At 74.0% G+C, this 17,026-nt stretch carries 15 protein-coding genes, 2 pseudogenes and 1 riboswitch; of the genes and pseudogenes, 8 read left to right on the forward strand and 9 right to left on the reverse strand.

Going from position 1 to position 17,026, the window contains the following annotated elements:
• Positions 1-2 precede the first annotated feature (2 nt).
• Both AB0E19_RS23280 and AB0E19_RS23285 read right to left on the reverse strand, forming a co-directional pair.
• The gene (locus tag AB0E19_RS23280; RefSeq protein WP_362183361.1) at positions 3-686 is read right to left on the reverse strand and encodes a hypothetical protein; all 684 of its coding nucleotides are present in this window, start codon (positions 684-686) and stop codon (positions 3-5) included.
• A 574-nt stretch (positions 687-1,260) separates the two neighbouring features.
• On the reverse strand, positions 1,261-2,094 hold the full coding sequence (locus AB0E19_RS23285; protein ID WP_362183364.1) for a DUF2785 domain-containing protein: 834 nt from the start codon (positions 2,092-2,094) through the stop codon (positions 1,261-1,263).
• A gap of 290 nt (positions 2,095-2,384) precedes the next feature.
• Between AB0E19_RS23285 and AB0E19_RS23290 the strand changes: the two genes are divergently transcribed.
• The 3 genes and pseudogenes from AB0E19_RS23290 to AB0E19_RS23300 all read left to right on the forward strand — a co-directional run bounded on the left by AB0E19_RS23290 (position 2,385) and on the right by AB0E19_RS23300 (position 4,144).
• A complete protein-coding gene (locus AB0E19_RS23290) occupies positions 2,385-2,804 on the forward strand; it encodes a hypothetical protein (RefSeq protein WP_362183367.1) in 420 nt (139 codons plus the stop codon).
• A 172-nt stretch (positions 2,805-2,976) separates the two neighbouring features.
• A pseudogene (locus tag AB0E19_RS23295) lies at positions 2,977-3,147 on the forward strand (formate dehydrogenase accessory sulfurtransferase FdhD); the annotation flags it as partial.
• A gap of 79 nt (positions 3,148-3,226) precedes the next feature.
• Entirely contained in the window at positions 3,227-4,144 is a 918-nt protein-coding gene (locus tag AB0E19_RS23300; protein WP_362183370.1) for a LysR family transcriptional regulator, read from the forward strand.
• Positions 4,145-4,369: 225 nt separating this feature from the next.
• On the opposite strand, the gene AB0E19_RS23305 is transcribed toward AB0E19_RS23300, so the two are convergent.
• Positions 4,370-5,347, reverse strand: a complete 978-nt coding sequence (locus AB0E19_RS23305; RefSeq protein ID WP_362183373.1) for a winged helix-turn-helix domain-containing protein — start codon at positions 5,345-5,347, stop codon at positions 4,370-4,372.
• Positions 5,348-5,438: 91 nt separating this feature from the next.
• On the opposite strand from AB0E19_RS23305, the gene AB0E19_RS23310 reads away from it, so the two are divergent.
• Positions 5,439-5,588, forward strand: coding sequence for a hypothetical protein (locus tag AB0E19_RS23310; protein ID WP_362183376.1), 150 nt, complete (start codon positions 5,439-5,441; stop codon positions 5,586-5,588).
• Entirely contained in the window at positions 5,585-6,202 is a 618-nt protein-coding gene (locus tag AB0E19_RS23315) for a DinB family protein (protein WP_362183379.1), read from the forward strand. The genes AB0E19_RS23310 and AB0E19_RS23315 overlap by 4 nt, the downstream gene beginning before the upstream one ends.
• A 33-nt stretch (positions 6,203-6,235) precedes the next feature.
• On the opposite strand, the gene AB0E19_RS23320 is transcribed toward AB0E19_RS23315, so the two are convergent.
• The gene (locus tag AB0E19_RS23320) at positions 6,236-7,972 is read right to left on the reverse strand and encodes an amidase (RefSeq protein ID WP_362183382.1); all 1,737 of its coding nucleotides are present in this window, start codon (positions 7,970-7,972) and stop codon (positions 6,236-6,238) included.
• 177 nt (positions 7,973-8,149) lie between these two features.
• Between AB0E19_RS23320 and AB0E19_RS23325 the strand changes: the two genes are divergently transcribed.
• Positions 8,150-8,803, forward strand: coding sequence for a TetR/AcrR family transcriptional regulator (locus tag AB0E19_RS23325; RefSeq protein ID WP_362183385.1), 654 nt, complete (start codon positions 8,150-8,152; stop codon positions 8,801-8,803).
• 33 nt (positions 8,804-8,836) lie between these two features.
• Here AB0E19_RS23325 and AB0E19_RS23330 read toward each other — a convergent pair.
• Both AB0E19_RS23330 and metE read right to left on the reverse strand, forming a co-directional pair.
• Positions 8,837-9,175 (reverse strand): annotated as a pseudogene (locus AB0E19_RS23330) (acyl-CoA thioesterase); the annotation flags it as partial.
• Between the two features lie 220 nt (positions 9,176-9,395).
• A complete protein-coding gene (gene metE, locus AB0E19_RS23335) occupies positions 9,396-11,714 on the reverse strand; it encodes a 5-methyltetrahydropteroyltriglutamate--homocysteine S-methyltransferase (protein ID WP_362183388.1) in 2,319 nt (772 codons plus the stop codon).
• 182 nt (positions 11,715-11,896) lie between these two features.
• Positions 11,897-12,048, reverse strand: a riboswitch (cobalamin riboswitch).
• A gap of 214 nt (positions 12,049-12,262) precedes the next feature.
• Here metE and AB0E19_RS23340 point away from each other — a divergent pair.
• Positions 12,263-12,997, forward strand: a complete 735-nt coding sequence (locus AB0E19_RS23340; RefSeq protein ID WP_362183391.1) for a dienelactone hydrolase family protein — start codon at positions 12,263-12,265, stop codon at positions 12,995-12,997.
• A 106-nt stretch (positions 12,998-13,103) separates the two neighbouring features.
• Here AB0E19_RS23340 and AB0E19_RS23345 read toward each other — a convergent pair whose 3' ends face one another.
• The gene (locus AB0E19_RS23345; protein ID WP_362183394.1) at positions 13,104-13,943 is read right to left on the reverse strand and encodes an NAD(P)-dependent oxidoreductase; all 840 of its coding nucleotides are present in this window, start codon (positions 13,941-13,943) and stop codon (positions 13,104-13,106) included.
• A gap of 30 nt (positions 13,944-13,973) precedes the next feature.
• The gene (locus AB0E19_RS23350; RefSeq protein WP_362183458.1) at positions 13,974-14,906 is read right to left on the reverse strand and encodes an NADP-dependent oxidoreductase; all 933 of its coding nucleotides are present in this window, start codon (positions 14,904-14,906) and stop codon (positions 13,974-13,976) included.
• Positions 14,907-15,000: 94 nt separating this feature from the next.
• Here AB0E19_RS23350 and AB0E19_RS23355 point away from each other — a divergent pair, with 94 nt between their 5' ends.
• Positions 15,001-15,957: a helix-turn-helix domain-containing protein gene (locus tag AB0E19_RS23355; RefSeq protein WP_362183398.1), complete on the forward strand. Its 957-nt coding sequence runs from the start codon at positions 15,001-15,003 to the stop codon at positions 15,955-15,957.
• 64 nt (positions 15,958-16,021) lie between these two features.
• Here AB0E19_RS23355 and AB0E19_RS23360 read toward each other — a convergent pair whose 3' ends face one another.
• Positions 16,022-16,966, reverse strand: coding sequence for an SMP-30/gluconolactonase/LRE family protein (locus AB0E19_RS23360; protein WP_362183401.1), 945 nt, complete (start codon positions 16,964-16,966; stop codon positions 16,022-16,024).
• Between the last annotated feature and the right edge of the window lie 60 nt (positions 16,967-17,026).

The following is a 17,026-nucleotide window of genomic DNA, read 5'->3' on the forward strand; positions in this document are numbered from 1 at the left end:
TCCTAGGGCTGCTCCGTCCACGAGGAGCGCGAGACCGGGGGCCGATGACGTCGCGGCGGGAGGCTTCTCGGCGGCGTGCATACGGGCTGGGCTTCAGGCGCCATGGGTCTGTACTCGGCCGCACGTCGGCGCTTCCAGTACCCGACGGTCAGCACGGCAAGGAGCGGCCCCCACAGGATCAGCGGCGTGTAGCAGATGTGGAACCAGACCTCCTCCCAGCCGCCGGCCGAGCCCGGGAAGTCGCCGGGAAGGGCGTCACCCCGGATCGTCGTATCCATGACCTGGGTGACGAGGGCCAGGCCGGTCCACAGGAAGGTGAGGAGCGCGGCCCCGATCGCGGCCGGAACGACCGCTGCCATGGTCGGGACCCGGCGGCCTCGCACGAAGGGGAGCCAGCGCGGAAACACCTCGCCCCACCGAGCGATCAGGCCGAACGCGGTGAACGCGACAGCCTCGGACAGGACGGACAGGAAGACGACGTACAGCCGCTCACCGATCCCGATCCCATGGGCGAAGGCGGACGGGAGCCTCCACAGGCTGGACGGCAGGACGGCCAGGACCACGGCGTAGGCGGTAAGCCGCAGACGCCGGGAGACTCCGGCGACGGGCTCGTGGGCGGCCCGCCACGCACGTCGGAATCGGCCGGGGAAGGCTGGGTGTTCGCTGATGCGCGGGAGCGGCTGCATGTGCGGTCCTCTGTCCTGCCGGGCCCGACCGGCCCGTTCGTCCTCAAGGGTCGCGGCCAGGAGGGTCGACGCGCATCGAGCCGTGGGCTGACTCGGATCCGACCTGACGCCGAGGAGCCGTGCTACCGAAGGAGGACGACAGGGTGGTGCCGAGACGGGGGCCTGGCGCGACACGACGCCGACGGACACCACAGCCCCGCGTCTCCCCATGCTTCGAGCAACGGCAACCCGTGGTCCAAGGCGTGCACCGCCCGCATCGAGCACGCACTGCACTCATGCGTCTGGCCGTACGCGGAGAATCCGACGGCGGTGGTCCGGGTTCCGGGACGGTCCATGACATTGCCGCCGTTGGTGTCCCGGATCTGCCACGCGTCCCCGGTCCTCCACGGCGTGACGGTCGCGAAGGGCGGTTGTAGGTGTATGCCGAGTCCCCTGCCTCGGCCCGGGAGCCGCCGACGACGACGGCTTCGAGAGTGGCGATGGTGGCTCCGCGCCGGGCACCTGCGCCGGCCGCCCGCGTCGGTCGACCGCTCTACGGATCCGGGCTCGGCCCGAGCCCAGGGTTCTGACGCTCTCAGTGCGTCTGGAACACCAGTGCCAGAACTTCCGCGAGTCGGTGCTTGAGCGGCTCGGCGTGCGGCAGGCGCGTCGCGGGACCGGCCGGGCTCTTCCGTACGCCGACATCGGCCAGGAGATACAGCATGCGCAGGGTCCGCATGGCGTTGGAGGTGTGGGCCGCGGTGGTGGGGACGCCGAGGCGACGGCCGGCGGCGAAGTCAGCCTCGATCGGCGCCAGCCAGTCGAGGGCGTCTGCCGCGCTGAGTTCCGGGCGGGTCAGGGTGCGCGCGATGGCCTGGGCCAGGCGGTCGTCCTCCTGCTGGGCGAAGAGCTGATCGGTCGGTGCCAGCAGCCGGTCGGCCGCGAGCGTGAGCATCGTAGTGGGATCCACCGACGGGTGGAGGCCGAAGGAGCCCAGCAGGTCGGCTCCGTGCGCGACCGCGTGCAGCCAGCCCAACTCCTGGTCGTAGCCGCGCAGATCGGCCTCGGCCGGGTACCAGTCGCGAAACGCGGCCAGCCACGCGGCATCGAAGTCGCCCCGGCCGACGATCATGTCGAGCACGAGCGGGGCGAAGGTCCGGGCCTGGATCTCGGGCACGGTGAACCGCTCCGTCATCACGGCGCCGAGCCGGGCACGCAGCGACCGGTCGATCACGTCGCGCTGGATCCAGGTCCGGAGCACGACGTAGGGCGCACCGTCCCGGATCTCCGGGTCCGGGTGTCGGAGTGCCTCGGCCAGTTCATGGGTCAGAGCGGGGATGTCCGCCCCAGCGGGAACGGTGCAGTCGTTCAGGTACACGGCCTGCCAGCGGGCCGTGTCGACCTGAGGCAGTTCATGGATCTTGGTCACCGTGGCACCCTCGGCGAGCGGTGGTCCGCACGTCAACCCGATTTACGGAGAGTAAAGGGGGCGGAGTCGTCGAGGCGGCAAGGATGGTTGACGCTCGCTCCGGGGTGCTGCGACCGTGTCCCGTCGACAGCGTGCCGGGCAGGCGCCGGCAACAAGGGGGGAAGGGCCGCGTGGCCGGGGGAGACCAGCGTACGAGCAGCGGAGGGACGGCACATGGGGCGGCGGAATCGATTGCCCTGCTCCGGCGTCTGATACTGCCGTACGGGGTGTACGCGGCGGGAAACGTGGCGATGTTCGCCGTGGTCCTCGTCGCCTTCCTCGTCCTGGCCCCAGCCACCGGTGCGCCCGGCTGGGCCTCCCTTCTCGCGTGGAGCGGTCTCCTTCTCGGCTTCATCGCCTGGACCGTGGCGTTCGCCGGCTACGTCACCTTCCGGGTCGCCCCTTCGCTGTCCCCCGATGACCCGGCCCGCCGACAACGGTTGGGCCGGCTCGGCGGCCTCCCGTTGGCGGCGGGCGCCGTGATCGGCGCAGCCCTCTGGCTCGTGGCCAACCTCGTCGACGACGTGCGACTGGCGACCGGCGCGTCCCCTGGCGAATCCCACGCCGCCGCCGTACTGGGCGCGATGTGCACCGTGGGCTGTTCCGCGGCGGTCATCGTCTACGCGGCCGCCGCGTGGGGGTTCGGCCGCCGCGTCTCGGCCACGCCGTAGCGGAACCGCGCGCTCAGGGCAGTGGGCTTGTGGAGCCGGCCCGCCACCTCACCCATGCCGCCTCCGCGGCCGGCGGACAGGCCTCGCGGAATGAGCCGGGCGGATCGCCGATCGCGCGCAGGGGAGGCTGCTGTCGCCCAGGGCCTGCCGGCGCTGCCGGTGCAGGGACACGCAGAAGGCGGTGATGGCCGGCATCCCGATGCTGGCGGCGGTCTCCGCGCCGTCGTCGCTCGCCGTCGACCTCGCGGCGGAGAGCGGGCTGACCCTGGTCGGCTTCCTGCGCGGGGCGTCGATGAACGTCTACACGGGCGCCGAGCGGCTCGCACCCCTGGCCGCGGTCTGACGGAGCCTCCGATGCCGCGACCGGGGCGACACGGCGCCGCGGATTGGCTTTCCGTCCTGCGGTCGGGTACACCCGTGAGGTGCTGTTCCGTCAACTCGAGTACCTGGTGGCCCTGTCCCGGGAGCGCCACTTCGCCCGCGCCGCCCAGGCCTGCCACGTCTCCCAGCCCGCCCTCTCCGAGGCGATCCGGAAGCTGGAGGACGAGCTCGACGTACCGCTGGTGCGGCGCGGCCGGAAGTACGAGGGTCTGACGCCGGAGGGCGAGCGGATCGTGCTGCGGGCGCAGCGGATCCTGGCGGACCGCGACGCCCTCAGGAGCGAGGCCACCGCCCTGCGCGGCGGCCTCGGCGGACGGCTGCGGATCGGCACGGTCCCCACCGCGTCCGGCGCCGTCGCCCACCTGACGGGCCCGTTCTGCGCGGAGCACCCCCTGGTCACCGTCGCGGTGACGGCGGACCTGCGGTCGGAGGAGATCCTGCGGCAGCTGCGGAACTTCGAGATCGACGCGGGGATCACGTACCTGCACCGCGAACTCCCCGACGGCTTCCGGGCGGTGCCGCTGTACGAGGAGCGGTACGTGCTGCTCACCGACGCCGCCGACGGTCTCGACCGGCCGACCGGGGCGACCTGGGCGGAGGCGTCGCGGCAGCCGCTGTGCCTCCTGACCGAGGCCATGCAGGGGCGGCGGGTGCTGGACGAGCAGTTCGCCGAGGCCGGGCTGAAGCCGTCACCACGGGTCGAGACCGATTCGGTGGCGGCCCTGTTCGCCCACGTCCGCACCGGCCGCTGGGCCAGCATCGTGCCGCACACCTGGCTGCACGTCTTCGGCGTGCCGCACGGCATGCGGGCGGTACCGATGACCGAGCCCGCCCGGGCGGTGCCGGTCGGGCTCGTGGTCGCGGCCCGGGAGCCGGACTCCGTGCTGGCGCGCGCCCTCACCGACGTCGCCCGCCGCACCGACGTCGCCGCCGCCCTGGAGCGGCTGCCGGGGGACTAGGCCGTTTCTTCCGGATCGGGCCGGGCTCGCGGCGTCTGGCACGCACGCTCGCCGCGTTGTCGTCGGTCGCCGATGCTCCGCATGGACTCCCTCCTCCGCCTTGCGACCGCACGCACCAGACGCCGCTCCCTGATCCGGCCTGATCCGGAAGAAACGGCCTAGACCGTTTCTTCCGGATCATCCCGGGCTCAAGGCATGATCCGGCAGAGACGGCCTGGGCCGTCCTCAGCCCGAACCGGCGACCAGGGCCTCGCCGAGCGGGGTGCGCCGGTAGAGCACCGAGCGTCCGGACCGGGCGCGGACGAGGAGTCCCGCGGCTCGCAGGATGGCGAGGTGGTCTCCCACGGCGCCGGGGGCCATGGCGAGGGTCCGGGCGAGGTGGGTGGTGCTGGCGGGGGCGTCCAGGGCCGTCAGCAGCCGGGCCCGGGCCCGGCCGACCAGGGCGGTCAGCGTGTCCGGCTGGGGGACGGTCGCCGGTTCGTCCCACAGGGCGGCGGTGCCGCGGGCGCCGTAGACCAGGGTCCTGGGCCAGGGGTCTTCCAGGTGGGCGGCGACGTGCCCGACGAAGACCGAGGGGATCAGCAGGAGCCCGTCGCCGGCGAGGGGGACCGTGCCGCCCGGGAAGAAGCCGATCTCGATACCGCCGTCGCGGCAGGCGATGCCCGGGTGCAGACTCTCGATGGTCGTGGCCCACCCGTGCTCGCCGATCAGGCCCACCCGGTGCACGACGTCGCGCTCGCAGATCGCGCGCAGGTGCGGCCAGTCCGGGGCGAGCAGTTCGTGCCACGCCCGGTCCATCGCCTCGGCGATCCTGGAGACGGCGTCCGGCGCGTCCAGCACCGCGCGGACGCGGGGATCACGGGCGGACGGGCCGGTCGCGGTGGCGGCGCATGCTCGGCGGGCCGCGTCCGGCGGCGTGGCCCGGATCGTGGCCAGGTCGTCCGCCCAGGTCTGGCCGAGGCCGCGCGGCGGCGGGGCGACGAAGTCCGGGCCGCCGTGCGGGGACTGCAGGGCGAGGGCGGCGTCCAGTTCGGTCTCGCGGCGAAGCCGCTCGAAGGCCGGTGTGAGCCGGGCGGCCCAGGCTCGCGGCAGGGGCCGGCCGTGCCCGACGAGCGAGCGCAGCAGCAGACAGAGGTCCAGCGCGGGCGACAGGGCGAAGCGGCTGCGCAGCAGGTCCTCGATGGAGACGTCGAAGCGGAGCACGCCGTGATGCTACCCGCGGGCCCGCCCGCCCGGATTCGTCCGGCGACGAATCATTGGTGAGCGGCGCGAGCGCACGGCGAGGCTGACCGTCATGACCACGACCGCCGGACCCGCACGGGCCGACCACCCCCATGACCACCCTCACGACCACGCCCACGACCACGCCCACGCCGCGACCACGCCCTGGGCGACGAGCGCCCCGGGGACCACCCGCAGCCCGTGGACGGTGCGTGCCGCGTGATCGACGGATTCGCGAAGGACACCCTGCACGGCAGGCTGCGGCGGGACCGCGAGGCGCTGCTCTGGAAGCTCGACGGCCTGTCCGAGTACGACGCCCGTCGGCCGCTGACGGCGACCGGGACCAACCTCCTCGGGCTGGTCAAGCACGTGGCCACCGTCGAGGCCAGGTACTTCGGCGAGGTCTTCGGCCGCCCTTCCCCGGAACCGCTGTCCCGGTGGCAGGACTCCGACGGCAGCGATCTCTGGGCGGCCGAGGACGAGACCCGCGATCGGATCACCGGGTTCTACCGGCGGACGTGGGAGCACGCGGACGCGACGATCGACGCGCTTCCCCTCGACGCCCCCGGTCACGTGCCGTGGTGGCCGGAGCCCCATGCCCGCACGAACCTGTTCGCCGTCATGGTCCACGTCCTCGGCGAGACCGTCCGGCACGCCGGGCACGCCGACATCCTGCGCGAGGGCCTCGACGGCCGGACCGGGCTGCGCCCCGAACACGAGGGGCCCATCGACGAGGAAGCCCGTGCCGCCCACCGCGCGAGGATCGAGCGGGCCGCCGGGTCGGCCGCACCCGCCGAGCGGGCAGGGGGCACCGGCGGCCGGGGCGAGGCCGGGTGAGGTCCTCCGGCGCGCGTGTCGCGGCGCGCCGGGCTACTCGGCCGGGAGGCGCGGCGTGCGCGTCGGCACCGTGCGCCGGCTGCCGGTCTTCTCGAAGGCCGCCGCCAGGGACAGCAGGGCGTTGTCGTCGTAGGCGCGGCCCGCGAAGGTCAGTCCGACGGGCATCCCGGTGTCCGTCATGGTGCCCATGGGCACGGTCACGGTGGGGACGCCGAGGTGGCGGGGGACGAGGTTGCCGTTGGCGACCCAGACGCCGTTGCGCCAGCCGAGGTCGGCGGAGGCCGGGTTCACGTCCATGTCCGCGGGGCCCACGTCCGCCACCGCGGGGAAGACCACCGCGTCCAGGCCGAGGCCGTCCATCCACAGCTCCAGGTCGACGCGGCGCGTCTCCTCGAGGCCGCGCAGCCCCTCCTCCAGGAGCGGCATGTCGGCGAGGGACGCGTACGGGCGCTCGCGCACGAAGCGGGGGTACGCGCCGATCGTGTCGTCGAAGCCGTCGTACCGGTCCGGCAGCTCGCCCTCCTGCTTGGGCCAGATCCGGTCGCCGTCGACGTCGGCCAGGGTGGAGAGCGCCGGGTCGCCGTTGGCGCGCAGGAAGTCGTCCCAGGCCCAGGCGGACAGGTCCTCGATCTCGAAGGTCAGGTAGGCGCGGCCGACGAGTCCGCGGGTGAGCAGCGAGGGCGCTCCGGGGCGGTCGGACTCGTAGTTCGACACCACGGGGAAGTCGACCTCGACCACCTCGGCGCCGGCGGCCTCCAGGTCGCGGCGGGCGGCTTCCCACAGGGCGATCACCGAGGGGCGGGTGTCGACGCGCTGCCCGGTCTGGCCGCCGATGCCTCCGTCGGGGTTCGTTCCGGCGGCGGGGTCGGCGTTGATGTACATCCGGGGCACGCCGACGCGCTTGCCGGCGAGCGCCGCGGACGCGGAGTCGGCGTCGGCGGGCGCGAGCGCCGGGTAGGAGGCGGGGCGCACCCGCGACGGCGAGGGCAGCTCCAGCCACGGCTGGGCGCGCCACAGGTCCCCGCGCGTCTCGGGGTCGTCGGCGACGATGACGTCGAGCAGTTCGAGCAGGTCGGCCATGGTGCGGGTGTGCGGGACGACGACGTCCATGGTCGGTACGAGCGGCCAGTTGCCGCGGACCGAGATCACGCCGCGGCTGGGGGTGTAGGCGCACAGCGCGTTGTTCGAGGCGGGGGCGCGGCCCGAGGACCAGGTCTCCTCGCCGAGGCCGAACGCGCCGAAGGAGGCGGCCGTCGCCGTGCCGGAGCCGTTGGAGGAGCCGGAGCCGTAGGCGCTGGTGAGCCAGTCGGCGTTGTACGGGCTCTCGGCGCGGCCGTACACGCCGCGCTGCATGCCGCCGTTGGCCATCGGCGGCATGTTGGTCAGGCCGATGAGGACCGCGCCGCCCGCGCGCAGCCGCTCGATGGCGAAGGCGTCGCGCTGGGCGACGAGGTGCTCGAAGGCCGGGGAGCCGGACGCGGCGGTGAGCCCCTTGGCGAGGTAGCTGTCCTTGGCGGTGTACGGGATGCCGTCCAGCGGGCCCAGCGTCTCGCCGCGGGCGCGGCGGGCGTCGGAGGCCTCGGCCTCCGCCCGGGCGTGCGGATTCATCACGACCATCGCGTTCAGGGCGGTGGCCGTACCGGGCCGGTCGTACGCGTCGATGCGCGCGAGGTAGGCGTCGAGCAGCTCGACCGCGGTCGTCCCGCCCTGTTCCAGCGCCGTGCGCAGGTCGGCGATACAGGTCTCCACGACATCGAATCCGCGTGTCATGAGGGTGTCTCCCGGGGGGTGAGTAGGGCAGGCGGGCCCGGCGGCCGTCGGGGCGACCGCGCACAGCCGGTCGTCACACACCCCATCGCACTGACTAGATTTTCAATCTAGACTATGAGTCTAGGTTTTCGGAACCTAGACTGGGCCCCTGGATCTCCGGACCTGGAAAGTGAGCTCATGCCGACGTCAGAGACCGGGCCCTCGCGGCCCGCGGCCCGGGTCCCGACCGACAGGAAGCGTCAGCGCAGCGGGGACGAGGCACGGGGGCGGGCCATGCGGGCCGCCATCGGCGTCATCGCCGAGAAGGGCACGGCTGCCCTGCGGATGTCGGACATCGCCGAGCGGGCCGGCATGAGCACCGGGCACATCCTGTACCACTTCGGCAAGAAGGACCGGCTCCTGCTCGAAGTCCTCGCATGGAGCCAGGCGGATCTCTGGGACCGGCTCCGGCAGGCCCTCGACCAGGCCGCTTCCCCCGCCGAGAAGCTGGACCTGTTCGTCCGCTTCTACCTGCCCCGCGACGCGGACGACGAACGGTACGCGCTGTGGACGCAGGTGCTCGCGCAGCGCCACGACGAAGCGGGCCGGCGCGTCCTCACCGAACTGCTCGACGGCTGGGACGAGCGCCTGGAGGCGATCGTGCGCGAGGGCCGTGACCTCGGGCACTTCGCCGACGTGGACCTCCCCGAGTTCACCGTCCGGGCGGTGGCCATGCTGAGCGGGCTCTCCGAGGACGTGATGTTCGGACGCTCCCGCTGGCAGCACGCCTCCCCGCACGCGTTCGCCCTGGCCGCGCTCGAACGCGAACTGCGTCCCACCGGCCAGGGCTGACGAAGCTCAGCTCACGCCGGGCAGGGACACGTCGAGCGCCGGGACGGGGCGAGGGGACCCGTCGGCGCCGACGGCGACGAAGGTCAGGAACGCCGTGGCGACCTCGGTGGCGGGGCCGGTGCTGTTCCACCGCTCGGCGGTGACCCGCACGCCGACCGTCATGGACGTGCGGCCGGCGCGTTCGAGTCCCGCCTGGACGCTGAGCAGGTCCCCGGCGCGGACGGGGGAGAGGAAGGTCATGCGGTCGACCGAGACGGTGACGGCGGGGCCGTCGGCGTGACGCCCGGCCGCCGCCGCGGCGGCGTCGTCGATGAGCTTCATCACCACACCGCCGTGGATGGTGCCGTAGAGGTTGGTGTCGTGCTCGCTCATGATGTGGGCGAGGGCCACCCGGGAGTCGTCCGGCGTCTTGACCGGACGGGACACGGGGGCGGGGCCGGTGGCGGTGGCATCGGCCACGTCAACTCTCCTTCGCGAGTCGCGGCGGGGCTGCGCCGCGTGCCAGGGGTGTCGGCGCGCGGGCACGGACGACGCCTCCGGCCTCCCCGGCCCGGTCCGGGCCGGGGGGAGGCCGGAGGCTACCGGTCGCGGGTCAGGAGGGCGGCAGCCGGTCGCGGAGGGCACGGGCCGCCGCCACGAGGTGCTCCAGCGAGGCGCGGGTCTCGGCCCAGCCGCGGGTCTTCAGGCCGCAGTCGGGGTTGACCCAGAGCCGCTCGGCGGGGATCGCCGCGAGTCCCTCTCGGAGGAGGGCCGTGGCCTCCTCCGCGGAAGGAACACGCGGGGAGTGGATGTCCCAGACGCCGGGACCGGCCTCGCGCGGATAGCCGTGGGCGGCGAGCTCGTGGGCGACCCGCATGTGGGAGCGGGCGGCCTCCAGGCTGATGACGTCGGCGTCGAGGTCGTCGATGGCCTGGACGATGTCGCCGAACTCGGCGTAGCACATGTGGGTGTGGACCTGGGTGTCCGGCCGCACGCCGCCGGTGCTGAGGCGGAACGCCGCCGTGGCCCAGGCGAGGTAGTCCGGGTGGTCGGCGCGGCGCAGAGGCAGGGTCTCGCGCAGCGCGGGTTCGTCGACCTGGATCACCGACGTCCCGGCGGCCTCCAGGTCGTCCACCTCGTCGCGCAGGGCGAGGGCCACCTGACGGGCGGTGTCGGCGAGGGGCTGGTCGTCGCGGACGAAGGACCAGGCGAGCATGGTGACCGGGCCGGTGAGCATGCCCTTGACCGGCTTGCCGGTGAGGGACTGGGCGTACGTGGTCCAGCGCACCGTCATCGGCGCCGGGCGGGACACGTCGCCGGCGAGGATCGGCGGGCGGACGTAGCGGGTGCCGTACGACTGGACCCAGCCGTGCCGCGTGGCGAGGTAGCCGTCGAGCCGCTCGGCGAAGTACTGCACCATGTCGTTGCGTTCGGGCTCGCCGTGCACCAGCACGTCGAGCCCGGTCTTCTCCTGGAAGGAGATCACGTCCCGGATCTCCGCCCGGATGCGCTCCTCGTAGCCGGCGGCGTCGATGCGTCCGGCGCGCAGGTCGGCGCGGGCGGCGCGCAGTTCGGCGGTCTGCGGGAAGGAGCCGATGGTGGTGGTCGGCAGCAGGGGCAGGTCGAGGTGGGCCCGCTGGGCGGCGGCCCGCTCCGCGTACGGCTGGGGACGGCGGGCGTCCGCCTCGGTGACGGCCTCGGCGCGGGCGCGCACGGCCGGGTCGCGGGTGATCGGCGAGTTGGCGCGGGACGCGAGGGCGGCGCGGTTGGCCGCCAGCTCGCCGGTGATCGCGTCGGTGCCCCGGGCCAGGCCCGTGGCGAGCGTCGTGATCTCGCAGGTCTTCTGCTTCGCGAAGGCCAGCCAGCGCCGGATCTGCGGGTCGACGTCCTTCTCGGCCGCCGCGTCGAGCGGTACGTGGAGCAGGGAGCACGAGGCGGCGACGTCGACCTGGCCGGCGAGTCCGAGGAGGGTGCCCAGGGTGGTGAGGGACCGGTGCAGGTCGTTGATCCAGATGTTGCGGCCGTCGACCACGCCGGCGACCAGCCGCTTGCCGGGGAGGCCGCCCGCGGCGGCCAGCGCGTCGAGGTTGGCGGCGGCCGGGCCGGTGAAGTCCAGTGCGAGCCCGTCGACCGGTGCCTTGGCGAGCACGGGCAGGGCGTCGCCGAGCCGGTCGAAGTAGGAGGCGACGAGCAGCCTGGGCCGGTCGGTGAGGGTGCCGAGGTCGCGATAGGCGCGGGCGGCGGCGTCGAGTTCGGCGGGGGTGCGGTCCTGGACCAGGGCGGGCTCGTCGAGCTGGACCCACTCGGCGCCGGCGGCCCTCAGATCGGCGAGGACCTCGGCGTAGACGGGCAGCAGGCGGTCCAGGAGGGTCAGGGGCTCGAAGTCCGCCGCCACACCGGGGGCCGGCTTGGCCAGCAGCAGGTACGTGACCGGACCGACCAGCACGGGGCGGGCCGTCAGCCCGAGGGCGAGGGCCTCCTTCAGCTCGGTGACCTGCTTCGCCGAGTCCGCCGCGAAGACCGTGTCGGGGCCCAACTCCGGCACGAGGTAGTGGTAGTTCGTGTCGAACCACTTGGTCATCTCCAGCGGGGCGACGTCCTGCGTGCCGCGGGCCATCGCGAAGTAGCCGGCGAGGGCGTCGGCGTGGACGGCCTCCCGGTGGCGCGCGGGGACGGCGCCGACCATGAGCGTGGTGTCGAGGACGTGGTCGTAGTACGAGAAGTCACCGGTGGGCACTTCGTGGATGCCGGCTCCGGCCAGCTGCCGCCAGTGCGCACTCCTGAGCTCGGCGGCGGTGGCGCGGAGGGCGTCGGCGGTGACCCGGCCCTTCCAGTAGCCCTCGATCGCCTTCTTGAGTTCGCGGTTCCGTCCCTGGCGGGGGTAGCCGTACACGGTGGCCCGTGCTGCCGCGACTGCGGACTTCGTGGTCACGGAGATCTCCTTCGCGAGATGAATCCCTGAGATCCGGGGACCGGACGAGGACGCGAAGGGGCGACGGACCGGACGGTACGCGGGTGCGGCATGGCACGGTCGCCCGTCCGATATGTGCGCCGACCCGCCCTCGAGGTCACCGGATGGCCGCGCGCGGAACGGTCCGCGTGCGGGCAACGGGCAGGTCTTCGGACTCGCGGGCACGCCCTCCTCGTGGAGGACACCTACTGGCCGTCGCTTCCCAGACCCGGTATGTCGGGTCCAGTGCGTATGACGGCGGTCGTTCCCGCTCACCGCTGCGGGGCAGTCCCGGATTCCCACCGGGTTCCCTCTTGCGACGCGCCCGCATGGCGTGCGGGGCGAACCAGCTGCACGGGCCACCCTACGGGTCCGCCCCACCGGCCGTCGGCGGATGTCCGACCCGTGGGACGTGACATGAGCCACCCGCCGGCGCCCGGGCGGCACCGCGGGCCCGACCCGACGGACCGCTGTCTGCCGTCGGTGAACACGCCCCCGAACGGGCGCAACGGTCATTACCGTCAAGCCACATGACGACGGTCACCACGCGCACGGTCGCCTACCCGGCCGACGACCTGACGATGATCGGACACCTCGCGCTCCCGGCCGGCGCCGGGCGCCGGCCCGCGGTCCTGATCGGACCCGAGGGGGTGGGGCTCGGCGACGTCGAGCGCCGCCGGGCCGAGGCCCTGGCCGAGCTGGGGTACGTGGCGCTGGCCTTCGACCTCCACGGTGGACGCTATCTGGGCGATCCGGAGGAGATGCTGGCCCGGTGCATGCCGCTGCTCGCCGACCCCGACCGGATGCGGGGAATCGGTCACGCCGCGCTCGACGTGCTGCGTGCCGAACCACGGACGGACCCCGACCGGATCGCCGCCGTCGGCTACGGCACGGGCGGCGCGGTCGCCCTCGAACTCGGCCGTGACGGCGTCGACCTGCGCGCGATCGGGACGGTCAACGGACTGATCACGGGCCGGCCGGGCGAGGCGGCCCGCATTCGCTGCCCGGTATGGGCCGGGGTCGGCTCGGAAGACCCGATCATGCCGCCCGCCCAACGGGACGCGTTCGCCGCGGAGATGGAGGCCGCGGGCGTCGACTGGCGCCTCGTGGTCTACGGAGGGGCCCTGCACGCCTTCCACCACCCGCCGGTCGACCACACCGTGCGTCCCGGCGTCGGCTATCACCCGCGGCACGCACAGCGGGCCTGGAGTGACATCGTCGCCCTGCTCGCCGAGTGCCTGCCCGTCCGGCCGGACGCTCCGTAGTCTCCCGGCGTGCCCGACGACCGGGCGTCCTCGAAGGGGCGACTGCGCGCCGCCGTCGTGGCGGGGCCCGGGTGTCCGGAGCCGTGGGCGCCCGGGGGGCGAGGGCCTACGCGTCGCCCTGGTCCGCGAAGCCGGTCCGCCAGGACGGCCGGGCGGGAGCCCAACCGAGACCGCGGGCCCGGGTGTTGAGCGCCCCTCGGGCCCAGGGCGTCCGGCCCGCGGTCCGTTCCGGCGCGGGCACCCCCAGTGCCCGCGCGAGCAGCGGCAGCCAGGCGTGCGCGGGGGCCGGCTCGTCGTCCACGACGTTGTACGTGCCGGAGGGCCAGGACAGGGCTCGTACGGCGGCGTCCGCCGCGTCCGCGACGTGCACGAAGGAGCTCACCGACGCGTCGGCGGCCGTGCTGCCCAGGAAGCGGGCCCCGGTGTCCCCGGCGAGGGCGGCCGCCACCGCGCCGCCGGGCGCGTACCAGGTGCCCGGACCGTAGAGGATCCCGTACCGCAGGACGACGGCCGTCGGGAGTTCGGCCACCGTGGCCTCCAGCGCCCGCACTCCGGCGACGATCCGGGCCCGGGGCTGCTCCCGCGTCGCGTCGAGCGGTACGGACTCGTCGGCGGGCGCGTCGCCGGGCGCGTACGCCCAGCTGATCGACTGCGCGACGACGCGGCCGACGCCCGCCGCCCGGGCCGCGTCCACGAGGTTGCGTGTCCCCTCGACGCGCACCCGGTCGTTCGCGGCGCCGTTTGCCCCGCCGAGATCGGTGAGTTGGTGCACCACCGCGTCGGGCGCGGCCTCGGCCACCGCCCGTAGGACGGCTCCGGCGTCCAGCACGTCCACCGGGCGCGGACCGCGCCGGGAGATGCCCACGACCTCGTGCCCCGCCGCCTCCAGGCGAGGGACGAGCTGACGGCCCACGGCGCCGGTGGCGCCCGCGACGAGTACCCGCATGGGCCCCAGCCTAGAAGATCCCCGCGGCCGTTACGGGACGGTCAGCACGATCTTGCCGGTCGTGCGGTCCGTCTCGCCGAGGGCGTGTGCCTTGGCCGCCTCGGCGAGCGGGAAGACGGCCTCGATGTGGGCGCGCAGGGCGCCGGAGGCGGCCAGTTCCGCGACGGCGTTCATGCCGGTGTGGTCCGCCTCGACGAGGAGGGACTCCACGCGGACCCCGCGGGCCGCGGCCTTCGCGGCCTCGTCGGGGTCGCCTCCCGGCAGGATCGAGACGAGGACGCCGCCGGGGCGCAGGACGTCGAGGGAGCGGGCGCGGGTGTCGCCGGAGAGCGGGTCGAGCACCATGTCGACGTCCCGGACGGCGTCGCGGAAGTCGGTGGTGCGGTAGTCGATCACCTCGTCCGCGCCGATCGAGCGGACGAACTCGTGCTTGGGCGCGCTGGCGGTGCCGATGACGTACGCGCCGCGGGCCTTCGCGATCTGGACGGCGAGGTGGCCGACCCCGCCGGCGGCGGCGTGGATCAGGACGCGCTGCCCGGAGCGCACGCCGGCGGTGTCGACGAGCGCCTGGTACGCGGTGAGGGCGGCGAGCGGCAGGGCGCCGGCCTGCACGTGGTCGATGCCGGCGGGCTTGGCGGCGAAGGCGCGGGCCGGGCCCGTCACGTACTCGGCGTGGGAGCCCACCCCGTGCGGGTAGGGCAGCATCCCGAAGACCTCGTCGCCCGGCTTGAACAGGGTGACGCCGAAGCCGACGGCCTCGACCACGCCGGACACGTCCCAGCCGAGGACGAGCGGCAGCCGGTCGAGGAAGAGGCCCGCGGCGCGGTGCTTCCAGTCGGTCGGGTTGACGCCGGCGGCGCGGACGGCGACGAGGATCCGGCCCGGGCCGGGGACGGGCCGGGGGAGGAGGACCTGTTCCAGGACCTCGGGGGCGCCGTGGGTGTCCTGGCTGATGGCGCGCATGGTGGGGGCGGTGGTGTTCGTCATGCCGTCAAGCCTCGCCGCGCAGCCCGCCCGGTACCATGGCATGAATGCCAACTTCCGACGGGATCGTGCCATGACTGTCCACCGTGTCGTCGTCCTCGCCCTGGACGGGGTGTACCCCTTCGAGCTCGGCATCCCCAGCCGGATCTTCGGCGCGCTCCAGGACCGCTACGAGGTCCTGACCTGCTCGGTCGACGGCGGGCCCGTCGCCACGAACGCCGACTTCTCGGTGACCGTGGGGCACGGCCCGGAGGTCCTGGCGACGGCGGACACCGTGCTGCTGCCGCCGTTCGACCTCTCCCGCCTCTCGCGCGAACTGCCTCCTGAGGTCGGCGAGGCCCTCGCGGCGATCCGACCCGGCGCCCGGATCGTGTCCATCTGCACGGGTGCCTTCGTCCTGGCGGCGGCGGGGCTGCTCGACGGCCGCCCGGCCACCACCCACTGGGCCGTCGCCGACCTCTTCCGGTCCTGGTACCCGGAGGTCGCGATGGACCCGGACGTGCTCTTCGTGGACGACGGGACGGTGCTGACCTCGGCGGGCGCCGCGTCCGGCGTCGACGTCTGTCTCCACCTCGTACGACGGGACCACGGCGCGGCCGTCGCCAACCACGTGGCACGCGTCTGTGTCGTACCGCCGTGGCGGGACGGAGGGCAGGCCCAGTACATCGAGCACCCGGTGCCCCCGGCGGCCGACAGCGGCACCTCGGCCACCCGCCAGTGGGCGCTGGAGAACCTCCACGAGCCGCTGACGCTGAGCGAGCTCGCCCGGCACGCCCGGATGAGCCTGCGCACCTTCGCGCGGCGCTTCGGCGACGAGGTCGGGACGAGCCCGGGGCGCTGGCTGATCCAGCAGCGGGTGTCCCGGGCGCAGCACCTCCTGGAGACCACCGACCTGGCCGTCGACGACATCGCCGGCCAGGTCGGCTTCGCCACCGGCACCTCCCTGCGCGAGCACCTCCACGCGGCCATCGGCGTCTCGCCGATGGCGTACCGGCGCACCTTCCGGGGGGCGCCGGCGCCGGCGGGATGAGCGCGGGCCCCGGCCTCGGGAGGGCCCGGGTCCCGGGAGGGTTCCGGTCTCGGGAGGCTTCCGGCTACAGCCAGGGGCGACGGCCCGGCCCCGTCGGGTGCGTGCCGGTGACCCCCATGACCACCGAGTACAGGCTGGTCTCCGCGGTGATGAAGAGGCGGTTGCGCTTGGCGCCGCCCCAGGAGACGTTGGCGACCGCCTCGGGGACGTTCAGCCGGCCGATCAGGGTGCCGTCGGGGTCGTAGCAGTGCACGCCGTCGTCCATCGCGGCGACCCAGAGCCTGCCGCCGTCGTCGAAGCGGAGGTTGTCGAAGCGGGCCTTCTCGCGGTCCCCGGCCGTCGCGAAGACCGCGCCGTCGGAGAGGGTGCCGTCCTCGCGGACGTCGAAGACCCGGATGGCGCCGGCACGGGTGTCGGAGACGAACAGCCGTCGCTCGTCGGGCGAGAAGACCAGCCCGTTCGGTGCGCCGAAGCCGTCCGCGACGAGCCGCACCTCACCGGTGGCCGGGTCGATCCGGTAGACGTTGTTGGAGCCGATCTCGCTCTCGGCGCGGTACCCCTCGTAGTCGCTGGTGATGCCGAAGTCCGGGTCGGAGAACCAGATCGAGCCGTCGGACCTCACGGTGGCGTCGTTCGGGCTGTTCAGCCGCCTGCCCTGCCACCGGTCGGCCAGCACGGTGACGGTGCCGTCGTGCTCGGTCCTGGTCACGCGGCGGTTGCCCTGCTCACAGGTGATCAACCGGCCCTCGCGGTCGAGGGTGTTGCCGTTGGTGTGGCCGGCGGAGCGGCGGAAGACGGCGACCGCTCCGGTCTCCTCGTCCCACCGCAGCATCCTGTCGTTGGGGATGTCGCTCCAGACCACCTGCCGCCAGGCGGGCACGTAGACCGGCCCCTCGGCCCAGCGGCAGCCGGTGAACAGGACCTCCAGCGCCTCGTCGCCGTTCATGCACCGGCCGGTCCGGAACCGCTCGTCGAGCATCTCGTACAGTCCCGGGCGCTCGCTGCTCATAGGGTCCACTCCTCACGAGAGACATCACATGCCGCATCCCGGCCGATGACTGAATGCCAG

This window comes from Streptomyces sp. NPDC047974 (assembly GCF_040653375.1).
Classification (GTDB): Bacteria; Actinomycetota; Actinomycetes; order Streptomycetales; family Streptomycetaceae; genus Streptomyces.

Coding starts and splice junctions, on each gene's coding strand:
- AB0E19_RS23345 (WP_362183394.1), bottom strand. CDS start 13,943: ATGCGGGTACTCGTCGCGGGCGCCACCGGCGCCGTGGGCCGTCAGCTC.
- AB0E19_RS23355 (WP_362183398.1), top strand. CDS start 15,001: ATGACTGTCCACCGTGTCGTCGTCCTCGCCCTGGACGGGGTGTACCCC.
- AB0E19_RS23290 (WP_362183367.1), top strand. CDS start 2,385: ATGTTCGCCGTGGTCCTCGTCGCCTTCCTCGTCCTGGCCCCAGCCACC.
- AB0E19_RS23340 (WP_362183391.1), top strand. CDS start 12,263: ATGACGACGGTCACCACGCGCACGGTCGCCTACCCGGCCGACGACCTG.
- AB0E19_RS23360 (WP_362183401.1), bottom strand. CDS start 16,966: ATGAGCAGCGAGCGCCCGGGACTGTACGAGATGCTCGACGAGCGGTTC.
- AB0E19_RS23280 (WP_362183361.1), bottom strand. CDS start 686: ATGCAGCCGCTCCCGCGCATCAGCGAACACCCAGCCTTCCCCGGCCGA.
- AB0E19_RS23310 (WP_362183376.1), top strand. CDS start 5,439: ATGACCACGACCGCCGGACCCGCACGGGCCGACCACCCCCATGACCAC.
- AB0E19_RS23350 (WP_362183458.1), bottom strand. CDS start 14,906: ATGCGCGCCATCAGCCAGGACACCCACGGCGCCCCCGAGGTCCTGGAA.
- AB0E19_RS23320 (WP_362183382.1), bottom strand. CDS start 7,972: ATGACACGCGGATTCGATGTCGTGGAGACCTGTATCGCCGACCTGCGC.
- AB0E19_RS23325 (WP_362183385.1), top strand. CDS start 8,150: ATGCCGACGTCAGAGACCGGGCCCTCGCGGCCCGCGGCCCGGGTCCCG.